Source organism: Moorena producens 3L (assembly GCF_000211815.1).
GTDB classification, from domain to species: Bacteria; Cyanobacteriota; Cyanobacteriia; order Cyanobacteriales; family Coleofasciculaceae; genus Moorena; species Moorena producens.
The window spans coordinates 119,131-136,038 of record NZ_GL890874.1 but is presented as its reverse complement, the minus strand read 5'-3'; the positions used below and the strand labels follow the sequence as shown (position 1 = coordinate 136,038).

Genomic DNA, 16,908 nt, shown 5'->3' with positions numbered 1-16,908 from the left:
CCCCTCTCAGGAGGGGAATGGCAGAAGGCAGATGATACCGGAGTTGGAGCTAGTTTTTCAGAAGTGCAGTGATGTTACAAATGATTTAGGATTGCTATAGCGCTTAAGCTGAATGCTTACTTTTCTGGAATTAACCTCAGCATCAGTGAATTATCTAATAACTAATCATCACTCTTTTTCATAAACAGGCAACTATGGTCAAACGTTTGCTTACCAAAGACATGCTCGATTTTGACGCTCCAGATCAAGTCAAGGATGTTATCCAACCTCAAGGGCGTCCACCGGAAACAGACCCTACTCTGGGTATCCGTCCGGAATTAAGTATTGAAGTCAACCAAAAGCCAGGCACTCCCCGACATCGACTGGTCACCATTGGTGATTCCCTAAGCCATGGCTTCCAGAATGGAGCAATTTTTAACACTGAGCGCTCCTATCCCATAATGATTGCTCAAGAAATGGGTTGGGAAGAACACCTGCGTCGTCCAACCCAATATGGCAAATTCGGTGGATTGCCCCTGAATCTGGAGTATTTAGTTCGGCACTTAGAGCGACAGTTTGGTGACCAGATACAGTGGTGGGAATTAGGACCGGCTCTGTTTTCAATCCGCGAATTTATGGACGACATAGAAGATTATTGGGAACGGGGTCCTGGTTGGCAAGGGGGCGTTGGCTCTACTGTTGCTATGCACAAAGGGATTAACCACAATCTCGCTATTTATGGGTGGAATCTTAAAGACATTATCTCTCACGACGCAGATACTCTCAGAAAGGCAATCGAGGCACCAACGGATGATCTATTGCGGCAAATCGTTGAGAATGCTAACGAACATGCGGCATTGAGGGTTTTGGACTCCGCACGGGATTCACAAGGTAAAGCACTTACCCCAGTGCAAGCTGCCGTGGCACTAGGGCAAGAAGGAAGTCTAGAAAACGGTCAGGGAGATGGTATTGAAACCCTGATGATCATGATTGGGGCGAATAATGCCATGGGCACCGTTGGTCAACTGCAGGTCAGATGGAGTTGCGATCGCGATTCAAATTCACCACAGCCCAATCAGCGACCTACGGTCTGGTGTCCGGAAGATTTCAAAGCTGAATTGGATCAAGTAGTTGACCAAGTCAAGCAAATCCAAGCTCGCCATGTGATTTGGGCTACAGTTCCCCATGTCACCATTGCCCCCATTGGTCGTGGAGTAGGAGATAAGATCGCTACTGGCTCGCGCTACTTCCCCTACTACACCCGTCCTTGGATTAGTGACGAAGATTTCGATCCTAACCGTGACCCGCACATTACCGCACAACAAGCCCGAGCCATTGATAGCGTCATTGACCAGTACAACGACTATATTGCTGATGCTGTACGTCAAGCTCGAAAAGAAGGTCGAGATTGGTATTTATTTGAATTAGGAGGATTACTGGATGGCTTAGCTTATCGACGTTATATTGAAGACTCCGACTGCAGACCAGATTGGTGGACTCCCTATCAGCTGGCACCGGAACTCGAAGCTCTTTCACCAGTACCAGATACTCGCTTTTTTAGATCCGATGCCACCGGTCGCACCAGCGGTGGTTTCTTCACCCTAGATGGCATTCATCCCACTACCATTGGCTACGGTATCGTTGCTCAAGAATTGATCACTCTTATGCAGCAACAAGCTGGTGTCAAGTTTTATGGCAAAGACGGTCGCACAGAGCGTCATGATCCAGTCAAGATCAATTTCCAACGCCTGATTGCTCTAGATACCTTGATTTCCGATCCACCGAAATCTTTATCGAGTAGTCTGAAATGGCTGGATTGGCTCGATCAGAACTTGCAAATTTTCCAGCGCTTACTAAGAAAGGGGAATTGAAGAATGAAGAATTTAGAATGAAGAATGAAGAATGAAGAATGAAGAATGCAGAATGCAGAATGCAGAATGAATAAATTCTAAATTATCCGGTTAACTAGTTAACATATCGATGATATGGGAATAGGTAGTTTCCTATTCCCGATTTTACAAACTAATTTCAACTAGTGATTAATTTAAAGGGGAATAATTTACCAATTTATCCAATTGCAGATTTGAGATCATTTTCGGGCGCTCAGGATGTCCACCCCACTCATATTAGTTCCTTGATTCAGCAATTCCAAGTATGGAGCGTAGGCAAAAACGCGATTACGTTTTTGCCCAGTAATTTCTTGTAAAATACCAACATCACACAGATCATTAACTAATTTGTTGGCATTAGGGTATTTGAGTTGAATAATTTTTTGAACCTGTTCAACAGTGATAATTGGCCTAAAATAAAGGTTATCCAGCACGATTATAGCGTTTCCGGTTCGCTTCCCCATCTTATTGACCAGTAGTTGATGATGTTCTTCCTTCATGGTTACTATGTTGCGGGCAGTAGCGGACGCTTCCTGAGCGACTTCGTAAACACCACGCAGAAAGAACTTTAGCCAACCTTCCCAATTGCCACTATCTCTGACAGCTTGAAGTCGGTCATAGTATTCAGAGCGATATTTCTTGAAATAGTAAGAAATATATAAAAGCGGGCGCTTCAGTATATTCTGCTCACATAGAAGAAATGTAATTAGTAGACGCCCTGTTCTGCCATTGCCGTCAAGAAAAGGGTGAACTGTCTCGAACTGAGCATGAGCCAATCCAATTTTTAGCAAAGCGGGAATTGGTTTTGAATCATGCAAAAACTTTTCTAGATTATCTAGAGCTTGTTTCATTTCATGGGGTGGAGGTGGAACGTAAGTAGCGTCTTTGAGGGAACATCCTTCCGGACCAATCCAATTCTGGCTACTACGAAACTCACCTGGATCTCGCTCAGAACCTCGCACTCCTTGCATTAACTTCTGGTGTATTTCCCGAATCAGGCGCAAACACACAGGTAAATCCTTCAAGCGCTCAAGACCGTGGTTAATAGCAGCGATATAGTTAACCACCTCAGCCACTTCTTGAGGATTATCTGGTTCGAGTGTTTGGGATTCAAATTCCAGAACATCTATCAAAGATGCCTGCGTTCCTTCAATCTGACTCGACAAAACCGCTTCTTTGCGAACATACATAAACACAAATAGGTCAGGGTTAGGCAGAGCATCTGTTGATCCATCTAGCCTACCGAGTGCACGATCCGCCTGAGATAGAAGCTGCCACATCTCGTCATCGATAATGATGTCAGGCACAGGCGGCAACGGATTCGGTATGAAAGCTTTATATCCACTAAGCTGATCCACATACTGACCTGCTCTAGTAGCACTAACCATTATTATCGCTGTCGTTAATACTGAATATTTTCCAGCTCTATATTAACGAAAAGCCATCTCTTTCGTTAATAAGCCTATAAATGAAAATTTATATGATATAATTACCAACTCGAAAAAATCAACTGAAAGGATCCATTACTATCCTATAGCAGTCGCCAGGGCAGTTAGGACATGACAAAAGTCTCACACCCTTTGTAAGCGATGCAGAGGTGCGACCCGTGGCGAATTTAATTCGCCAACGGAAAGCGCACCTAAGCGGTCTTGGGGGTTTCCCCCACTCGCTATTGCATCAAGAAGCGCAAGAGTTTGACTTCTGACTTCTGACTTCTGACTTCTGACTTCTGCTATAAAGGTAACCTTCAGGGTAACTCAGGTTTCGATAAACTGAAGAAAAAATGCACTTGAGGCGATTATGACCCAAAACAATCGCTCCCCATGGGATGCTGGCAGATTCATAAAAACCCTAAGCTACTTTGAGGTTATTCCTTTCCTGAGCTGCCTACAGCGATTATTCACAGGTCGTGCCAATAATCAACAATCGAGCCAGGGTAGAGGAAAAGATATGGGAGTAATACTGGTAGCTGGGGCAACTGGCGGTGTAGGCAAGCGAGTGGTGCGCTGTCTGGTTGAGCGTAATTATCCCGTACGTGCCCTAGTTAGAAATGCCCAGAAAGCTAGGGAAATCCTTGGCAATAACCTGGAACTATTCGAGGCAGATATCACTATTCCAGACACCTTGACCCCAGCACTGTACAAGAACATTACTGCTATAGTGTGTTGTACAGGAGCGCGGATGCAACCGGTAGAAGGAGACACCCCGAACCGGGAAAAATACGATCAGGGCATCAAGTTCTATAGGCCAGAAGTGGTCGATAGCCCGGAACTATTGGAGTATCAGGGTATCAAGAACTTAGTACAAGCCGCAGCAGAGTATCTCGAACCAGGGAAACAACTCCTATTTGACTTCCAAAACCCTTCCGATGACTTACAAGAAACCTGGGGTGCTGTGGATGATGTAGTCATGGGTGGTGTCAGCGAGAGTTCAATCCGCCTGATCGACAAGGCTGCCCTGTTTACCGGCAATGTCTCAACAGCAAATTCTGGCGGCTTTGTGTCAGTACGCACCCGCAATCTCCCAACTCCCCTCAACTTAGCTGAGTACCAAGGACTAGAACTGCGAGTTAAAGGGGATGGTCAACGCTATAAATTTATATTGCGTAATGAATCGAAATGGGATGGCATTGCCTACTGCTATTCCTTTGACACCCAGAAAGATCAGTGGATAAACGTTTCTATTCCCTTTGCTGATTTGATTCCGGTATTTCGAGCCAAAACCTTGAAAGATGCTGCTCCCTTCAACCCCAGTCGCATCTTTGCCATACAGCTAATGCTGAGTAAATTTGAATATGATGGCGCACTGAACCCAAACTTTGCTCCAGGTTCCTTTGTCCTACAGCTCGAAACTATTAAAGCCTATGGGGGGATCACCAAGCCCCAATTCATTATGATTAGCTCAGCCGGGGTGACTCGTCCAGGTCGTCCAGGAATTAACCTAGAGGAAGAACCACCAGCGGTACGAATGAATGATCAACTGGGGGGAATTCTAACCTGGAAACTCCGGGGAGAAGACGCAGTTCGCGACAGTGGCGTTTCCTATACCATCATCAGACCTTGTGCTTTGACAGAAGAACCGGGAGGTCAAGCCTTAGTGTTTGCTCAAGGAGACAATATCCGAGGTAAAGTAAGTCGGGAAGATATTGCTGAACTTTGTATTCAGGTACTAGAGCAACCCAAGGCTTGTAATGTCACCTTTGAAGTCAAAGAGGCAAGTGATGGTTTGCGAGACTGGCAAACTCTCTTTTGCGATATCAATACGGACAGCAATTAAGTATAGGGTTTGTATCTAGGTTGTAAACACACTTCTTGCAAAAAAAGGCAATTATAATTAAGAATTAAGAATTAAGAATTTAGAATTTAGAATTTCTTCATTCTTAATTATTCCTTCTTAATTACTCATTCTTAATTATTCCTTCTTAATTCCTCATTCTTCATTCCTAATTCTTCATTCTTCATTCTTCATTCTTCATTCTTCATTCTTCATTCTTCATTCTTCATTCTTCATTCTTCATTCTTCCTAACTTGCCAGACGCTCCGATGCTTGAGATTTCATCAGGGTAACCAACTCTTGGATTCCTCTTTTGACATGTCGCGTCACTGTCATCGGACTGACTCCAATTCGTTTGGCTGCCTCTTTGCGGGGGAGTTCTCGTAAGAAAACAAACTCTATAGCTGCCTGAGTTTTATCTTCTAGCTGACTCAAGGCACCCTGGAGCTGTTGTCGGTCTTCTTCCCAATAGTGTAAATTCTCTTCATAGTAATCCGGTAGAGTCTCTCCTAAAGTCATGGGTTGATCGACCTTCTGAGAAACCGTGGCATCCAAACTTAAAGGCAAACGATTTTGAACTGCCAATTTACTTTCCTGCCACTCTTGCAGTGATACATCCAAAGCCTTAGCAATTTCTTCATCTCTGGGGAAGCGTCCCAAGTTAGTTGCTAACTTTTTGCTGACTCTTTTCCCTGCCTGCTGGAGTTCCTGCCATCGGCGAGGAATCTTGACCAGAGAACCCCTATCGCGCAAGAAGTGTAGCATCTCACCGCGAATGTAAGGTACTGCCAAGGAACTGAATGCACAACCTTGATGGGGGTCGAACCGCTCAATAGCACGAATCAAGCCGATGTAACCCATTTGCTCGAGGTCTTCATAAGGTTCAGCACACTTCTGGCTGACTATATGAGCAATCTTCCTCACTAACCCAGCATTTAATCTTACTATCTGATTGCGAAGTTGAATTGATGGATTTCGGTAGTACGCAATCAGAAGTTCCATTCCTTGAAAACCAACAGACCCAATAGCCATTCTCAAAATATCCCAGAAGTGGAAACCTATTTACGACACGAGGCTTAGCCTAAGCAATTAATCTTCAACTCATTGTCATTAGAGATTCCCCTTTAGAACCATCGTCCTTTCACGGAAAAAACAAATTACCGTTTTTGTTTTCTCTGTACAATCACGCAGATTGGAACCCGAAGATAGTGAGAAATCGCTATACCGTCTTAAATGTGGTATAATATCTAACCTAATTAGCCGGAAGTGGCAACTAGCAAAGAGGATAACTAGTATTCTGTCAATTTAGTTTTGGTATTAGGTGTTAGGTATTAGGTGTTAAGTATTAGGTATTCCGAAAAAGTAGAGTTTACCCCTCAAGTCAATTTGGACGGAGTACTAGCAGTCGGTTTTCCCTCCTGCCACAAGATTGCGGATATGGTTCAAAATAGAAGTAGTTATAAATCAATGCTGATACTTGATCAGGAAAATTCTTGACTAAAATCTCATGAGTAGCACTAGTAACTTTCGTCAAGCAATTCGTGAATCTCAAGGTCGAGCCCTAGTTGGTCCGAATGTTATTGCTAATGCTCTGCCCTTCCTGGGTGGTGGATTAGTCTTAACTGCCCTAGGTGTCTATGGTGGTCTGGGGGTGATTTCAAGCAACCCAGGGCTATTTATGACCACCTTCTTGCCTGCCTTAATTGCCGAATTTATTCTTTTCTTCGTTGCCCGTGGTGTGGCTGAGAACGGAAACAACAGTGTAGCTTTGCCTCTTCTAGCTAGTTACAGTCTCTTGTCCGGCTACACCCTCAGTGGCTTAATATTCGTTGCCCTCGGAACAGGGGGTGTGGGCATGCAAGGCATTGCCATTGCTGCCTTTGGCTGTGGTGTAGCCTTTATGGCTGGCCGTCAAATTGGTTCTAATCTCTCAGACGAAGATGGCTTTGCTTTAGCCAAAACCGTCCAGATGGGTATGATTGCCTTGCTGGTGGTCTTGGTGGCTCAGCTAGTTTTATCCTTCTTTGGTGTATACACACCCAGCTTTCTAGAAATTGCTATCTCTGGCATCGGTGTGGTTATTTTTGCGGGTGCGGCTGTAGTGGATTTCTTCGTGCTGCCTCGCGCCTATCGTGATGACCAGTATCTACCTGCTGCCCTGTCAATGTACTTGACCTATATTAACTTGTTCGTGTTCATTTTGCGGCTGCTGATTGCCCTTAATGGTCGCGACTAAGACAGTGCAATACGATAGAACCCAATCGGGGACGGCAATGCTGTACCCCGATTTTTCTAGTTCCAAGCTGTGGTGCTAGACGTCATATAGGAGCCATAAACCCCAACAGAGCCTCAAATACAGCATCATGGGCAGTACTTTGATTTGTGCCCCTATAGCTAGCTATAGGGACAAGTCCTGTTCTGAAGCGGTTTTGTGATAGTATAGCAGTCGCCAGGGCAGTTAGGACATGACAAAAGTCTCACACCCTTTGTAAGCGATGCAGCGCGGTCTTGGGGGTTTCCCCCACTCGCTATTGCATCAAGAAGCGCAAGAGTTTGACTTCTGACTTCTGACTTCTGACTTCTGACTTCTGCTATACCTAAATGTTGCTGAACTCTGAATCCCTAAGGAAATCCCAATACCCAAAGTGAGGGCTATTTATGGTAAAGTTTATGGTAAATATTGATAATCTATCTGTTCTAGGAAAGAAGCAAGTTGTTGTGTATTATGAAGCGTGATTAGTGGAGTAAATCAAATCGAGTTCCCTATAAAATAATATTGTAATTGTTCATAAACGATTTCAATAAAATTAGAGGTTGTCTGAGAAGTATCATTTGCTACATCAAAGCCCCCGTTGGTCCCCCAAGCGAGGGATTGCTCGCTTGGGGGACTTTTACCAGCAAATGGATTCTTGTTCCCCCCAAGCGAGGGATTGCTCGCTAGGGGGGCTAGGGGGGCAAAATTCAGTATCAAACAACTTTTCAGATATCCTCTTATAAAAAACGTTATATTATAGCCCTTAAAAAGGTTTAAAACGTAATTATACATTATATAATTACGTTTTAAACTTGTGATTAAAAATGGATATTACATCGATTAAAATATCGGTATAATATTTACAATTACGTTTTCAAATTGGAATTTGACCAGGGTATTTGAGATGGCGATCGCATCATAAAAATTCTCGGTATACTAGTATACTATAGTTGAAATGTATAGTTAAAATCAAGAAGATTACCTGGTGTATTTACATGGTGTAGTTATAATGGTGTTGTAAAGGATGGAAGCATTATGGAAACCGTAGAGCAGAAACGGGCAGTCGAAATCTTGTCGGAGCGCCTGGGTAAAACCCAGGACTATCTTTGACATTGCTGCTCTGAAGGCCAAAATTCAAGATTTAGAGCAGCTGGCAGCTCAACCAGATTTTTGGGATGACCAAAACTCGGCTCAGCAAACCCTTCAACATCTCAACGACCTAAAATCTAACCTCCAACGCTATAAACAGTGGCAATCCAGTTTGGAAGACACTAAAGCGATCTTGGAGTTGCTAGAACTAGAAACCGATGACGCACTGCTTGCAGAAGCTCAAACCAACTTGACTCAGCTGAATAAAGAACTGGATCGCTGGGAGTTGGAACAGCTGTTATCTGGTACCTACGACGCTAAAGGTGCTGTCCTCACCATCAATGCGGGGGCTGGTGGAACTGATGCCCAAGATTGGGCTGACCTATTACTGCGGATGTACACCCGTTGGGCAGAGAACCATGGTTATAAAGTCCACCTAGCCGAACTTTCCCCAGGAGATGAAGCTGGGATTAAGTCTGCCACTCTGGAAATTGACGGACTCCGCGCCTATGGTTACCTGAAAGCCGAGAAAGGTACTCATCGACTGGTGAGGATTTCCCCGTTTAATGCTAACGGTAAGCGACAGACTAGTTTTGCTGGAGTAGAAGTGATGCCTGCGGTGGATAATACCGTTGAGCTGGAAATCCCCGAGAAGGATTTAGAAATTACCACCTCCCGTGCAGGTGGTAAGGGAGGGCAAAACGTCAATAAGGTAGAAACTGCAGTGCGGATTGTCCATATTCCTACCGGCCTGGCTGTGCGCTGTACTCAGGAGCGTTCTCAATTGCAAAACAAAGAAAAAGCCTTAGTACTGCTGAAAGCTAAGTTGCTCGTGATTGCTGAGGAGCAACGAGCTCAAGAAATTGCCGAAATTCGGGGGGACATGGTGGAAGCGGCTTGGGGAAACCAAATTCGAAATTATGTGTTTCATCCTTACCAGATGGTGAAAGACCTGCGCACTAGTGTGGAAACCACAGCAGTTAATGATGTCCTTGATGGTAATCTTGACTTATTCATTGAAGCGTATCTGCGTCAAGAAAATCAGTTAACTAACTAGTAAGCAGTCAGCTATCAGCCGTCAGCCGTCAGCTAATCAACGGTCGGTAATAAACAAGCTGGGGGGTGCTGCTACGGCTGCTTGAAAATCCCTGCTCGTTTTACTCATCCGACCCCGTTCAGTTAAAACGCCTGCTAGCACCTCAAGTAGCACCATCTGTAGCGCATTAGCTGATAGCTGACTGCTGAATGCTTACACTAACTAATCACTAATGATTGGTTATTAGTGATTGTCAAAGTTGGTTGATTATTACTGATAAATAGTCAGTGGTCAAGTTTCAAGTAAGCAGGAATTAGGCAAAATTTGGCAACAAACTCGCCTTAGGTTTAGGGTGCATTGATAAAGCAGGCTACAGCTAGAGTTTCTGGGTAATTCGTGGTAAAAATTGTTAAGTATGCTGTTAGATTAAAATCAGCAAAGAAATTCTGACGTAGAGTACTTGTGTTCGATGAGCAACCCACCTTCACAAACCCAACAGCCAGAACAAGGTCTGGATACAACTACAGCCCCAGCCGATAGCGGTTCAAGTGAACCTAAGCCTAGTTACACCAAGTTAGCCATGCGCAATATGGTGCGTAAGGGAGGTAAATCTCTGAGACACTTTTTCCTCACCGTTTCTGGTTTATTGGCCTTACTGGTGGGTCTTGCCTACCTAACCCGTTAACTAAAGAGTTTGTTAAGTGATTTAAACTTACTCTTGTTGATGGCTCTATGCTTCGAGAGAGCAAAATCAAGGGAACAGTAAGCATAGTCCTAGACCCAGGATTAACGAAGCCGATGACCTAGCCAATCGGCTAGGTCATCGGAGTAGGTTACCCTACTGGTAGCCAAGCCTTTTGGAGACGCTGAGTGTGAAGTTTGAATTGAGTGTACAGGATTGTTTCTTTAATCGCTCCCATTCCGCTGAAACCATTACTAACCAATCCAGCAGCCCAATTTCCCTCCACACTTGGGAAAGCTGGTTTGACCAATGGCTAGTTGCCCTCGAACCGGATTTACCGGAGGCGAACAGCTACGAATTGAGTCTTCGCCTTACTGACAATAGTGAAATTCAGGCACTTAATTCCCAGTACCGAAAAAAAAATCAGCCTACAGATGTACTTGCTTTTGCAGCTTTAGAGGTAAACTCTCCTAAGTTATCACCCCAAAAGCAATTATCAGTGCCTCTATACTTGGGTGATATCGTGATTTCGGTAGATACTGCTGTTCAACAGGCTAAACAGCACGGGCATTCTGTATCTACGGAACTAGCCTGGCTGGCAACCCATGGTTTACTTCACCTTCTAGGATGGGATCATCCGGATGAAGAAAGTCTACTGAGAATGCTGGATCAACAGGAGACTCTACTTCAGAGCGTAGGTCTTTCTAATGATTCCTAGAAGTCTGCTGTGCTTTCCAGTATATCCCTAAAGGTTAATCCTCCTACCCCATATGGGAAAGATCAAGGTATACCCAAGACTTATCCCTGAACCAAGAAATGGTGTTACCAAAGGCGGAATCTTATCAAACTCAGTTTTTCGTGTCTAATACCTTGCCGATGACTCAAGAACTATCTATACCAGTACCCCAATACTCTGACTCCAAAGTCAAACCTAACCGAGATTTGGCTTGGCGAATTGCTCCGACATTAATGATTAGCTTCAAATATGCTTGGGCTGGGGTTCGCTATGCCTTTCTCACCCAACGTAACTTCCGCATCCATACAGCCATTGGAATTCTAGCGATTACCTTGGGCATTTTTTTAAAAATACCCCTGGTAGAACTGGCTGTGATTGGACTAACCACTGGGCTAGTCATGGCCATGGAGATGTTAAATACAGCTATTGAATCGGTCGTAGATCTAACTGTTAAACAGACATACCATGAACTGGCTAAAATTGCTAAAGATTGTGCCGCTGGTGCAGTGCTGATCTCAGCGATAACTGCTATTTTTGTAGCCGGTTCCCTGCTACTGCCACCCCTAATCAGTAGAATTGAGTCAGTTTTGGGCTAAATACCCAATTAGACTATACGATATGCGACTATACGATGAAAGTATATGACTGGATTGTCGTTGGTGGTGGCATTACTGGAGCAGCACTCGGGTACGAATTGTGTCGCCAAGGTTTGACTGTTCTGATTTTGGAGCAACATCCTACCCTAGAGGGAGCAACTCGCTATAGCTATGGTGGTCTTGCCTATTGGTCAGGAACATCAAGGTTAACTCGAGTGCTATGTCAGGAAGCTAGAGAAATTTATCAAACTTTATCTGAGGAATTAGCAACAGATACCCAGTTCCGGGAATTAGACTTATTGCTGACCATTGACCTCAAGGATGACTTTGAAGAATTGGCAGCCGATTATGCCCGTTGTGCTACTCCCCCAACTTGGGTGAGTGTGGCTGACGCTTGTGCCCTTGAACCATTACTCAATCGAAATGCGATCGCAGGAGCTTTTACTGTCCGTCACGGGCATATCCATCCAGGAAAGACTACCCAAGGTTACCTGAAAGCTTTCCGCCGTTGTGGGGGGGAAATCCAAATTGGTCGTGTGGTGGAACTGGTAAGGAGTTCAGATGCTATCAAGGCAGTCAAAACAGTAGCAGCCACCTACCACACCGCTAACACGGTTGTCTGTGCTGGTGGACTCAGTCGCACCTTACTGAAAGCTTCCGGAATTCCTGTCTACTTGTATTTCACTCATGAGGAGATGATTGAAACTCCCAGAGTTGACATCCAGCTGCAGACCATGGTTATTCCAGCAAATACGAAACGGTTTCAACTCGAAAAGCAAGCCAGTACTAAGTCAGTTCAACACTTGTGGGATGAGCCTGCTCATGAGGTAGTACCACCGATTCTTGATGCAGGTGCAGTGCAGTTTTTAGATGGCAGTTTACGGATGGGTCAGCTCAGCCGTGTACTGACAGACCCCTACGCCACTATAGCGCCAGAGAAAGGGGAAGCGGAAATTCGTACTCAAGTGGGTAAAATTCTACCAGCTCTTGAGAAATTACCAGGAACCTGGCATCATTGTTTAGTAGCATTCAGCAACACTAGTTTACCAGTGGTTGGTTCCTTCGGTGGTGTGGAAGGAGTTTATATATTTTCTAGTTTTACTAACCCCCTGGTATTTGTGCCACCCCTAGCCAAGCGCTTTGCTAACTGGGTGGTTGGACAAGAGGATGAAATAATAGCCGAGATGTCCCCTGCCAGTTAACAAAGTATTATGTTAAATTAAGCTAGGTTAAAGCTTGTTAAGAGTCTGTTGGTGATCGACCCATAGTCTCAGTCAAAGTGCCAATACAGTGGCTCCATCATCCTTAAAGCCCTTTGGTAGGGGCGACTCTGTCAAAGTTATGGAACATAGGTAGGGTCCAAGGTCGGATTAGACTGTACTAAGTTGGGTTAATGGTCACAGGCAGATACACCTTTAACCTGCAGAATAATTTAAGCAACGGATTTTGTGTTGACACCAGAGTAATCTTCACTGTCAAGGGTTAACGGTCAACAGTGAACAATCAGCAAGTTAAATGTTAATTAAGATAAAGAACGGTGGAAGCGACGGTCTACCCCTTAGCTTGTGAGGGAAGCTAAGGAATTAGCTCGTGCTAACAAGCGAGTTATGAGCCTAAACTAGTTATGAACCTACAGGTGATGGCAATCCCCTCCCCTCAACCCAATCGGCTGTAATAGGGGTCTTCTGCCAAGAACTAATGATCCAAGAACTAATGACAATACTGGAATTACAGTTAAGGGATTATGACAAAAACTCGCTCTAAGTGGCAGCTTGTGGTGGTAGGGATTTTGCTACTGCTGACTCTTCAGTATGTGCTGTGGCGATCGCTGTTTACCCTCAATCTGGATACCCTGGTCAATGGAGTCTTTAGCTTGGGGTTATTACTAGCGGAAATACTGAGGCTAGCTGGTAGCACCATTCAGCTGTTTTTCTTGTCCCAGATAAAAGATAGAAGTCGGGAAGCTGATTGGGGTGAATTATCGGTTATTAGTGGTCGTTTTACCCCGTCTGTTGACATACTTATTCCTACGTATAATGAACATCCCTCTATCCTACGACGAACAATTATTGGTTGTCAAGCTTTAGAGTATACAATAAAAACGATCTATCTTCTGGATGATACTAGACGTCCTGAGATCAAAAGACTTGCAGCTGAGCTAGGCTGCGAGTATATTACGCGACCAAATAATCTTAATGCCAAAGCAGGTAATTTAAACAATGCCTTTCCTCAAACCTCTGGGGATTTAATTGCTGTATTTGATGCTGATTTTATTCCTACTAGGAACTTCCTCAAGCGGACTGTGGGTTTCTTTAAGGATAAGGAAGTCGCTCTAGTTCAGACTCCCCAAAGCTACTATAATCCCGATCCGGTTGCCTATAATTTAGGTTTAGAAAACATTCTGACGGCAGAAGAAGAATTATTTTATCGACACATTCAACCAATTCGGGATAGCACAAATAGTATTGTGTGTTGTGGCACGTCTTTTGTGGTCAGGCGCAGCGCACTCTTAAGTATTGGTGGCTTTTTTACCGATTCCATCGCTGAAGATTACTATACTGGGGTTTGTTTATCGGCTCTTGGCTATAAGTTAATTTACCTTGATGAAAAATTAAGTGCTGGCTTGGCAGCAGAGAATATCGCAAGTCATGTATCTCAGCGGCTAAGATGGGCACAAGGTACCTTACAGGGACTTTTTCTAGACGCAAATCCATTAAGAATTCCTGGACTTACTCATCTGCAAAGACTGGTTCATTTAGATGGGTTGCTTTATTGGTTTACTAGCTGGTCACGAATTTATTTTCTCATTGTTCCCATAGCGTATACATTTTTCGGGATTATTTGCTTTAAAGCAACAGCTACGGAAGTATTGTGTTTTTTAGTTCCTTTCTATTTGCTACAGTTTTCTGTATTCTCCTGGGTAAACTGCGGCTCTCGCTCCGCTTTCATGTCAGATATTTATTCAGTAGTGTCATGTTTCCCGATTGGATTAACGGTGTTGCAGACAATGCTGAATCCTTTTTCGAGAGGATTTAAAGTAACCCCGAAAGGAATATCTAGGGAGAGTTTTAATTACAACTGGCAGTTAGCATCGCCGCTGATTATTGTATTCGTTGCTACAGCAATTAGCTTTGGGTTTAATCTGAGCGAATTATTGATACCAGTCAGCAGTTTGCCATCCCTAGAAACAGCCCAACTTACCCAAGGCATCAGCTTAGCTTGGATTTGGAGTGGCTACAATCTCCTGGTGCTGAGTATCGCCTTACTAATCCTTTTGGATTCTCCTAATCCGGATACTAACGAATGGTTTGACTTACGTAAAGTGGTGCGAATAAATATAGGAGGTCAAACCTATTGGGGCATGACTAAGTTGATTTCCCAAGTAGGTGCTCAAATCAAGCTGACCGAGAAGCTATCTATCTCCCTTAAAGATAATATCAAAGTAAGTCTGAAAATAATGGGGGAGAACTTGCGACTACAAGGAAAGATTACTCACACAGACCTCACGAGTGAAACTCCCACTCTCCAAATAGGATTTAATCAGCAGATGAGTTTACCCCAGACAAGGTGTTTAATTGAAATGCTGTTTTGTGGTGTGGGTCAGTGGAAACCTTGTGATACCCCTGGAGAATTGAGCTTGCTGTGGCTTTTATTAAAAAGTTTGCTCCAGCCCAGATTTGTGTTTAACCGTAATCCAAACCTCAGCACCATTAGCTCCGCTGAGGTACCAAGCTCTACCCTTACCAAACTCAATGGTGGAATTGCTGTGGTAGCACCAGCGCCAAAGGCGATGGAAACTGTTGCTGATTTCCAAGAGGACAATAGCTTCCAACCCCTGCTCAAACCTATTTCACTAGTAGCTCAGCCTAGGGTAAAACCTCCTAGTGTTCCTCAAAAAGTCGGTGAAGAAGTGGCGATCAAGGTGGCAATACCAATGAATCCAGAACTAAACTCCCAGGTGGAGGCGAGCGCTCATTGGGAAGCCGAAGGTGAAACCGTTGTGATCAAAGTGGCGATACCCAATGAACTAATCCAGAACTAAATTGCCAGCAAAATGCGATTGACCTTGGCCTTTAGGCCACGCTACGCGAATGGTCACGCGGGGCGCGTTCGCTAATTAAACAACGACTCAAGAGCGGCTATGCTAGCAAAAAAGTGGATTGAGCCAAAGGCGATCTAAAGGGATGACCATTTTTGAATTCAAAATGAATAGCCTTCTAATTTGGAATTGTTTCCACAGGTGCGCTTGACCTTGGCGAATTAAATTCGCCAAGGTCAAGCGCACCTAAGGATACAAGCGCCTGAATTCATTTATATGGTATTTTTTAATTTTGAATGGTCGCGTTCGCGCAGCGTCGGCGAAAGCCGATAGCGATGTTTCAAGCCCCCGAATTAATTCGTGGGGTATTTTTTAATTTTGAATTGATAATTTTGAATTGGAGCGAAGGGCTTGACTCCTACCCATTTATTGATTTTTGCTGGTTCCGGTTTATTAGCAGGTATTCTTGCCGGATTTCTCGGCATTGGCGGCGGTGTAGTGCTCGTCCCCTTGTTAGTGGCATTAGGATATCAACCAGTTCAAGCGGCGGCTACCAGTAGTCTGTCGATTGTGATTACGGCTAGCTCTGGTACAGTGCAAAACTGGCGGATGGGCTACTTTGATCTAAAAAGTGTAATTGGCATCGGATTTCCGGCTCTAATCACAGCACAAATTGGTGCCTATCTAGCGGACCTGTTCCCTCCTTACTTGTTACTGGTAGCCTTTGGGATACTGCTATTGGTTACGATATATTTGATCCAACTACGCAAACAGCTTAAGTCTAGAGCGCAACAGGAATCTCAAAGAGCACCAAACAACACACCTTCTTCAAACTCTTCCACCAAAGCTACTGTAGCAAGGATAGCGACAGGTGCTTTGGCTGGCTTATTAGCTGGTCTATTTGGTATTGGTGGGGGAACAATTATGGTTCCACTCCAAATGTTGCTCCTAGGAGAACCGATTAAAACTGCGATTCAGACAAGTCTAGGGGTAATCGTGATTACAGCAGTTTCAGCCTCTGTAGGACATGCCTTACAGGGAAATGTCTTATGGATTGAGGGACTGCTGCTGGGCATAGGAGGCTTTTTGGGAGCGCAAATTAGTACTCGCTTTTTGCCAAAGTTACCAGACCAAGTGGTGAGCAATGGATTTCGCACGCTGTTGTTTTCCCTATCAATTTATATTTTTTGGCAGGCATGGCAGAGTTACGGTGCTTGAAAGTCTGTATCTATTTAATTAGACTTCGCCGCAGTGGTGAGCAATAGGGAACTTCGGACAAGGGAATAGAACTATAAATATAGCAGTCGCCAGGGCAGTTAGGACATGACAAAAGTC

At 44.3% G+C, this 16,908-nt stretch carries 12 protein-coding genes; 10 read left to right on the top strand and 2 right to left on the bottom strand.

The window, feature by feature from the left end; genetic code table 11:
* Nucleotides 1-194 precede the first annotated feature (194 nt).
* Nucleotides 195-1,850 carry a hypothetical protein gene (locus LYNGBM3L_RS12620; protein WP_008183371.1) on the top strand — a complete coding sequence of 552 codons (1,656 nt, stop codon included), beginning with the start codon at nt 195-197 and terminating at the stop codon, nt 1,848-1,850.
* Nucleotides 1,851-2,068: 218 nt separating this feature from the next.
* On the opposite strand, the gene LYNGBM3L_RS12615 is transcribed toward LYNGBM3L_RS12620, so the two are convergent.
* The gene (locus LYNGBM3L_RS12615) at nt 2,069-3,256 is read right to left on the bottom strand and encodes a Fic family protein (protein ID WP_008183368.1); all 1,188 of its coding nucleotides are present in this window, start codon (nt 3,254-3,256) and stop codon (nt 2,069-2,071) included.
* A gap of 412 nt (nt 3,257-3,668) precedes the next feature.
* Here LYNGBM3L_RS12615 and LYNGBM3L_RS12610 point away from each other — a divergent pair, with 412 nt between their 5' ends.
* Nucleotides 3,669-5,144: a CIA30 family protein gene (locus LYNGBM3L_RS12610; RefSeq protein WP_008183365.1), complete on the top strand. Its 1,476-nt coding sequence runs from the start codon at nt 3,669-3,671 to the stop codon at nt 5,142-5,144.
* Nucleotides 5,145-5,390: 246 nt separating this feature from the next.
* Here LYNGBM3L_RS12610 and LYNGBM3L_RS12605 read toward each other — a convergent pair whose 3' ends face one another.
* A complete protein-coding gene (locus LYNGBM3L_RS12605) occupies nt 5,391-6,173 on the bottom strand; it encodes an RNA polymerase sigma factor SigF (protein WP_008183364.1) in 783 nt (260 codons plus the stop codon).
* A gap of 475 nt (nt 6,174-6,648) precedes the next feature.
* On the opposite strand from LYNGBM3L_RS12605, the gene LYNGBM3L_RS12600 reads away from it, so the two are divergent.
* The 8 genes from LYNGBM3L_RS12600 to LYNGBM3L_RS12560 all read left to right on the top strand — a co-directional run bounded on the left by LYNGBM3L_RS12600 (nt 6,649) and on the right by LYNGBM3L_RS12560 (nt 16,791).
* Nucleotides 6,649-7,377, top strand: coding sequence for a Bax inhibitor-1/YccA family protein (locus LYNGBM3L_RS12600; RefSeq protein ID WP_008183362.1), 729 nt, complete (start codon nt 6,649-6,651; stop codon nt 7,375-7,377).
* Between the two features lie 1,053 nt (nt 7,378-8,430).
* Nucleotides 8,431-9,541 (top strand): peptide chain release factor 2 gene (gene prfB, locus LYNGBM3L_RS12590; protein ID WP_131826916.1). Its coding sequence is split into 2 segments (ribosomal slippage): nt 8,431-8,502 and nt 8,504-9,541, totalling 1,110 coding nucleotides; the frame shifts between segments, so codons are not numbered across the junction.
* A gap of 448 nt (nt 9,542-9,989) precedes the next feature.
* Nucleotides 9,990-10,205: a DUF3285 domain-containing protein gene (locus tag LYNGBM3L_RS12585; RefSeq protein WP_008183353.1), complete on the top strand. Its 216-nt coding sequence runs from the start codon at nt 9,990-9,992 to the stop codon at nt 10,203-10,205.
* A 187-nt stretch (nt 10,206-10,392) separates the two neighbouring features.
* Nucleotides 10,393-10,920 carry an rRNA maturation RNase YbeY gene (gene ybeY / locus LYNGBM3L_RS12580; RefSeq protein WP_008183350.1) on the top strand — a complete coding sequence of 176 codons (528 nt, stop codon included), beginning with the start codon at nt 10,393-10,395 and terminating at the stop codon, nt 10,918-10,920.
* Nucleotides 10,921-11,018: 98 nt separating this feature from the next.
* Nucleotides 11,019-11,534 (top strand): diacylglycerol kinase, encoded by a 516-nt coding sequence (locus LYNGBM3L_RS12575; protein WP_008183348.1) that lies wholly within the window; start codon nt 11,019-11,021, stop codon nt 11,532-11,534.
* A 35-nt stretch (nt 11,535-11,569) separates the two neighbouring features.
* A complete protein-coding gene (locus LYNGBM3L_RS12570; protein WP_008183344.1) occupies nt 11,570-12,736 on the top strand; it encodes an NAD(P)/FAD-dependent oxidoreductase in 1,167 nt (388 codons plus the stop codon).
* A gap of 542 nt (nt 12,737-13,278) precedes the next feature.
* Nucleotides 13,279-15,576 carry a glycosyltransferase gene (locus LYNGBM3L_RS12565; protein ID WP_008183342.1) on the top strand — a complete coding sequence of 766 codons (2,298 nt, stop codon included), beginning with the start codon at nt 13,279-13,281 and terminating at the stop codon, nt 15,574-15,576.
* Nucleotides 15,577-15,984: 408 nt separating this feature from the next.
* A complete protein-coding gene (locus tag LYNGBM3L_RS12560) occupies nt 15,985-16,791 on the top strand; it encodes a sulfite exporter TauE/SafE family protein (RefSeq protein ID WP_008183340.1) in 807 nt (268 codons plus the stop codon).
* The last annotated feature ends 117 nt before the right edge of the window (nt 16,792-16,908 follow it).

Bases quoted from the DNA above. Each gene is read 5' to 3' on its own strand.
- LYNGBM3L_RS12575 (WP_008183348.1), top strand. From the start codon at position 11,019: ATGGTGTTACCAAAGGCGGAATCTTATCAAACTCAGTTTTTCGTGTCT.
- LYNGBM3L_RS12610 (WP_008183365.1), top strand. From the start codon at position 3,669: ATGACCCAAAACAATCGCTCCCCATGGGATGCTGGCAGATTCATAAAA.
- LYNGBM3L_RS12605 (WP_008183364.1), bottom strand. From the start codon at position 6,173: ATGGCTATTGGGTCTGTTGGTTTTCAAGGAATGGAACTTCTGATTGCG.
- LYNGBM3L_RS12585 (WP_008183353.1), top strand. From the start codon at position 9,990: ATGAGCAACCCACCTTCACAAACCCAACAGCCAGAACAAGGTCTGGAT.
- LYNGBM3L_RS12570 (WP_008183344.1), top strand. From the start codon at position 11,570: ATGAAAGTATATGACTGGATTGTCGTTGGTGGTGGCATTACTGGAGCA.
- LYNGBM3L_RS12600 (WP_008183362.1), top strand. From the start codon at position 6,649: ATGAGTAGCACTAGTAACTTTCGTCAAGCAATTCGTGAATCTCAAGGT.
- LYNGBM3L_RS12620 (WP_008183371.1), top strand. From the start codon at position 195: ATGGTCAAACGTTTGCTTACCAAAGACATGCTCGATTTTGACGCTCCA.
- LYNGBM3L_RS12565 (WP_008183342.1), top strand. From the start codon at position 13,279: ATGACAAAAACTCGCTCTAAGTGGCAGCTTGTGGTGGTAGGGATTTTG.
- LYNGBM3L_RS12615 (WP_008183368.1), bottom strand. From the start codon at position 3,256: ATGGTTAGTGCTACTAGAGCAGGTCAGTATGTGGATCAGCTTAGTGGA.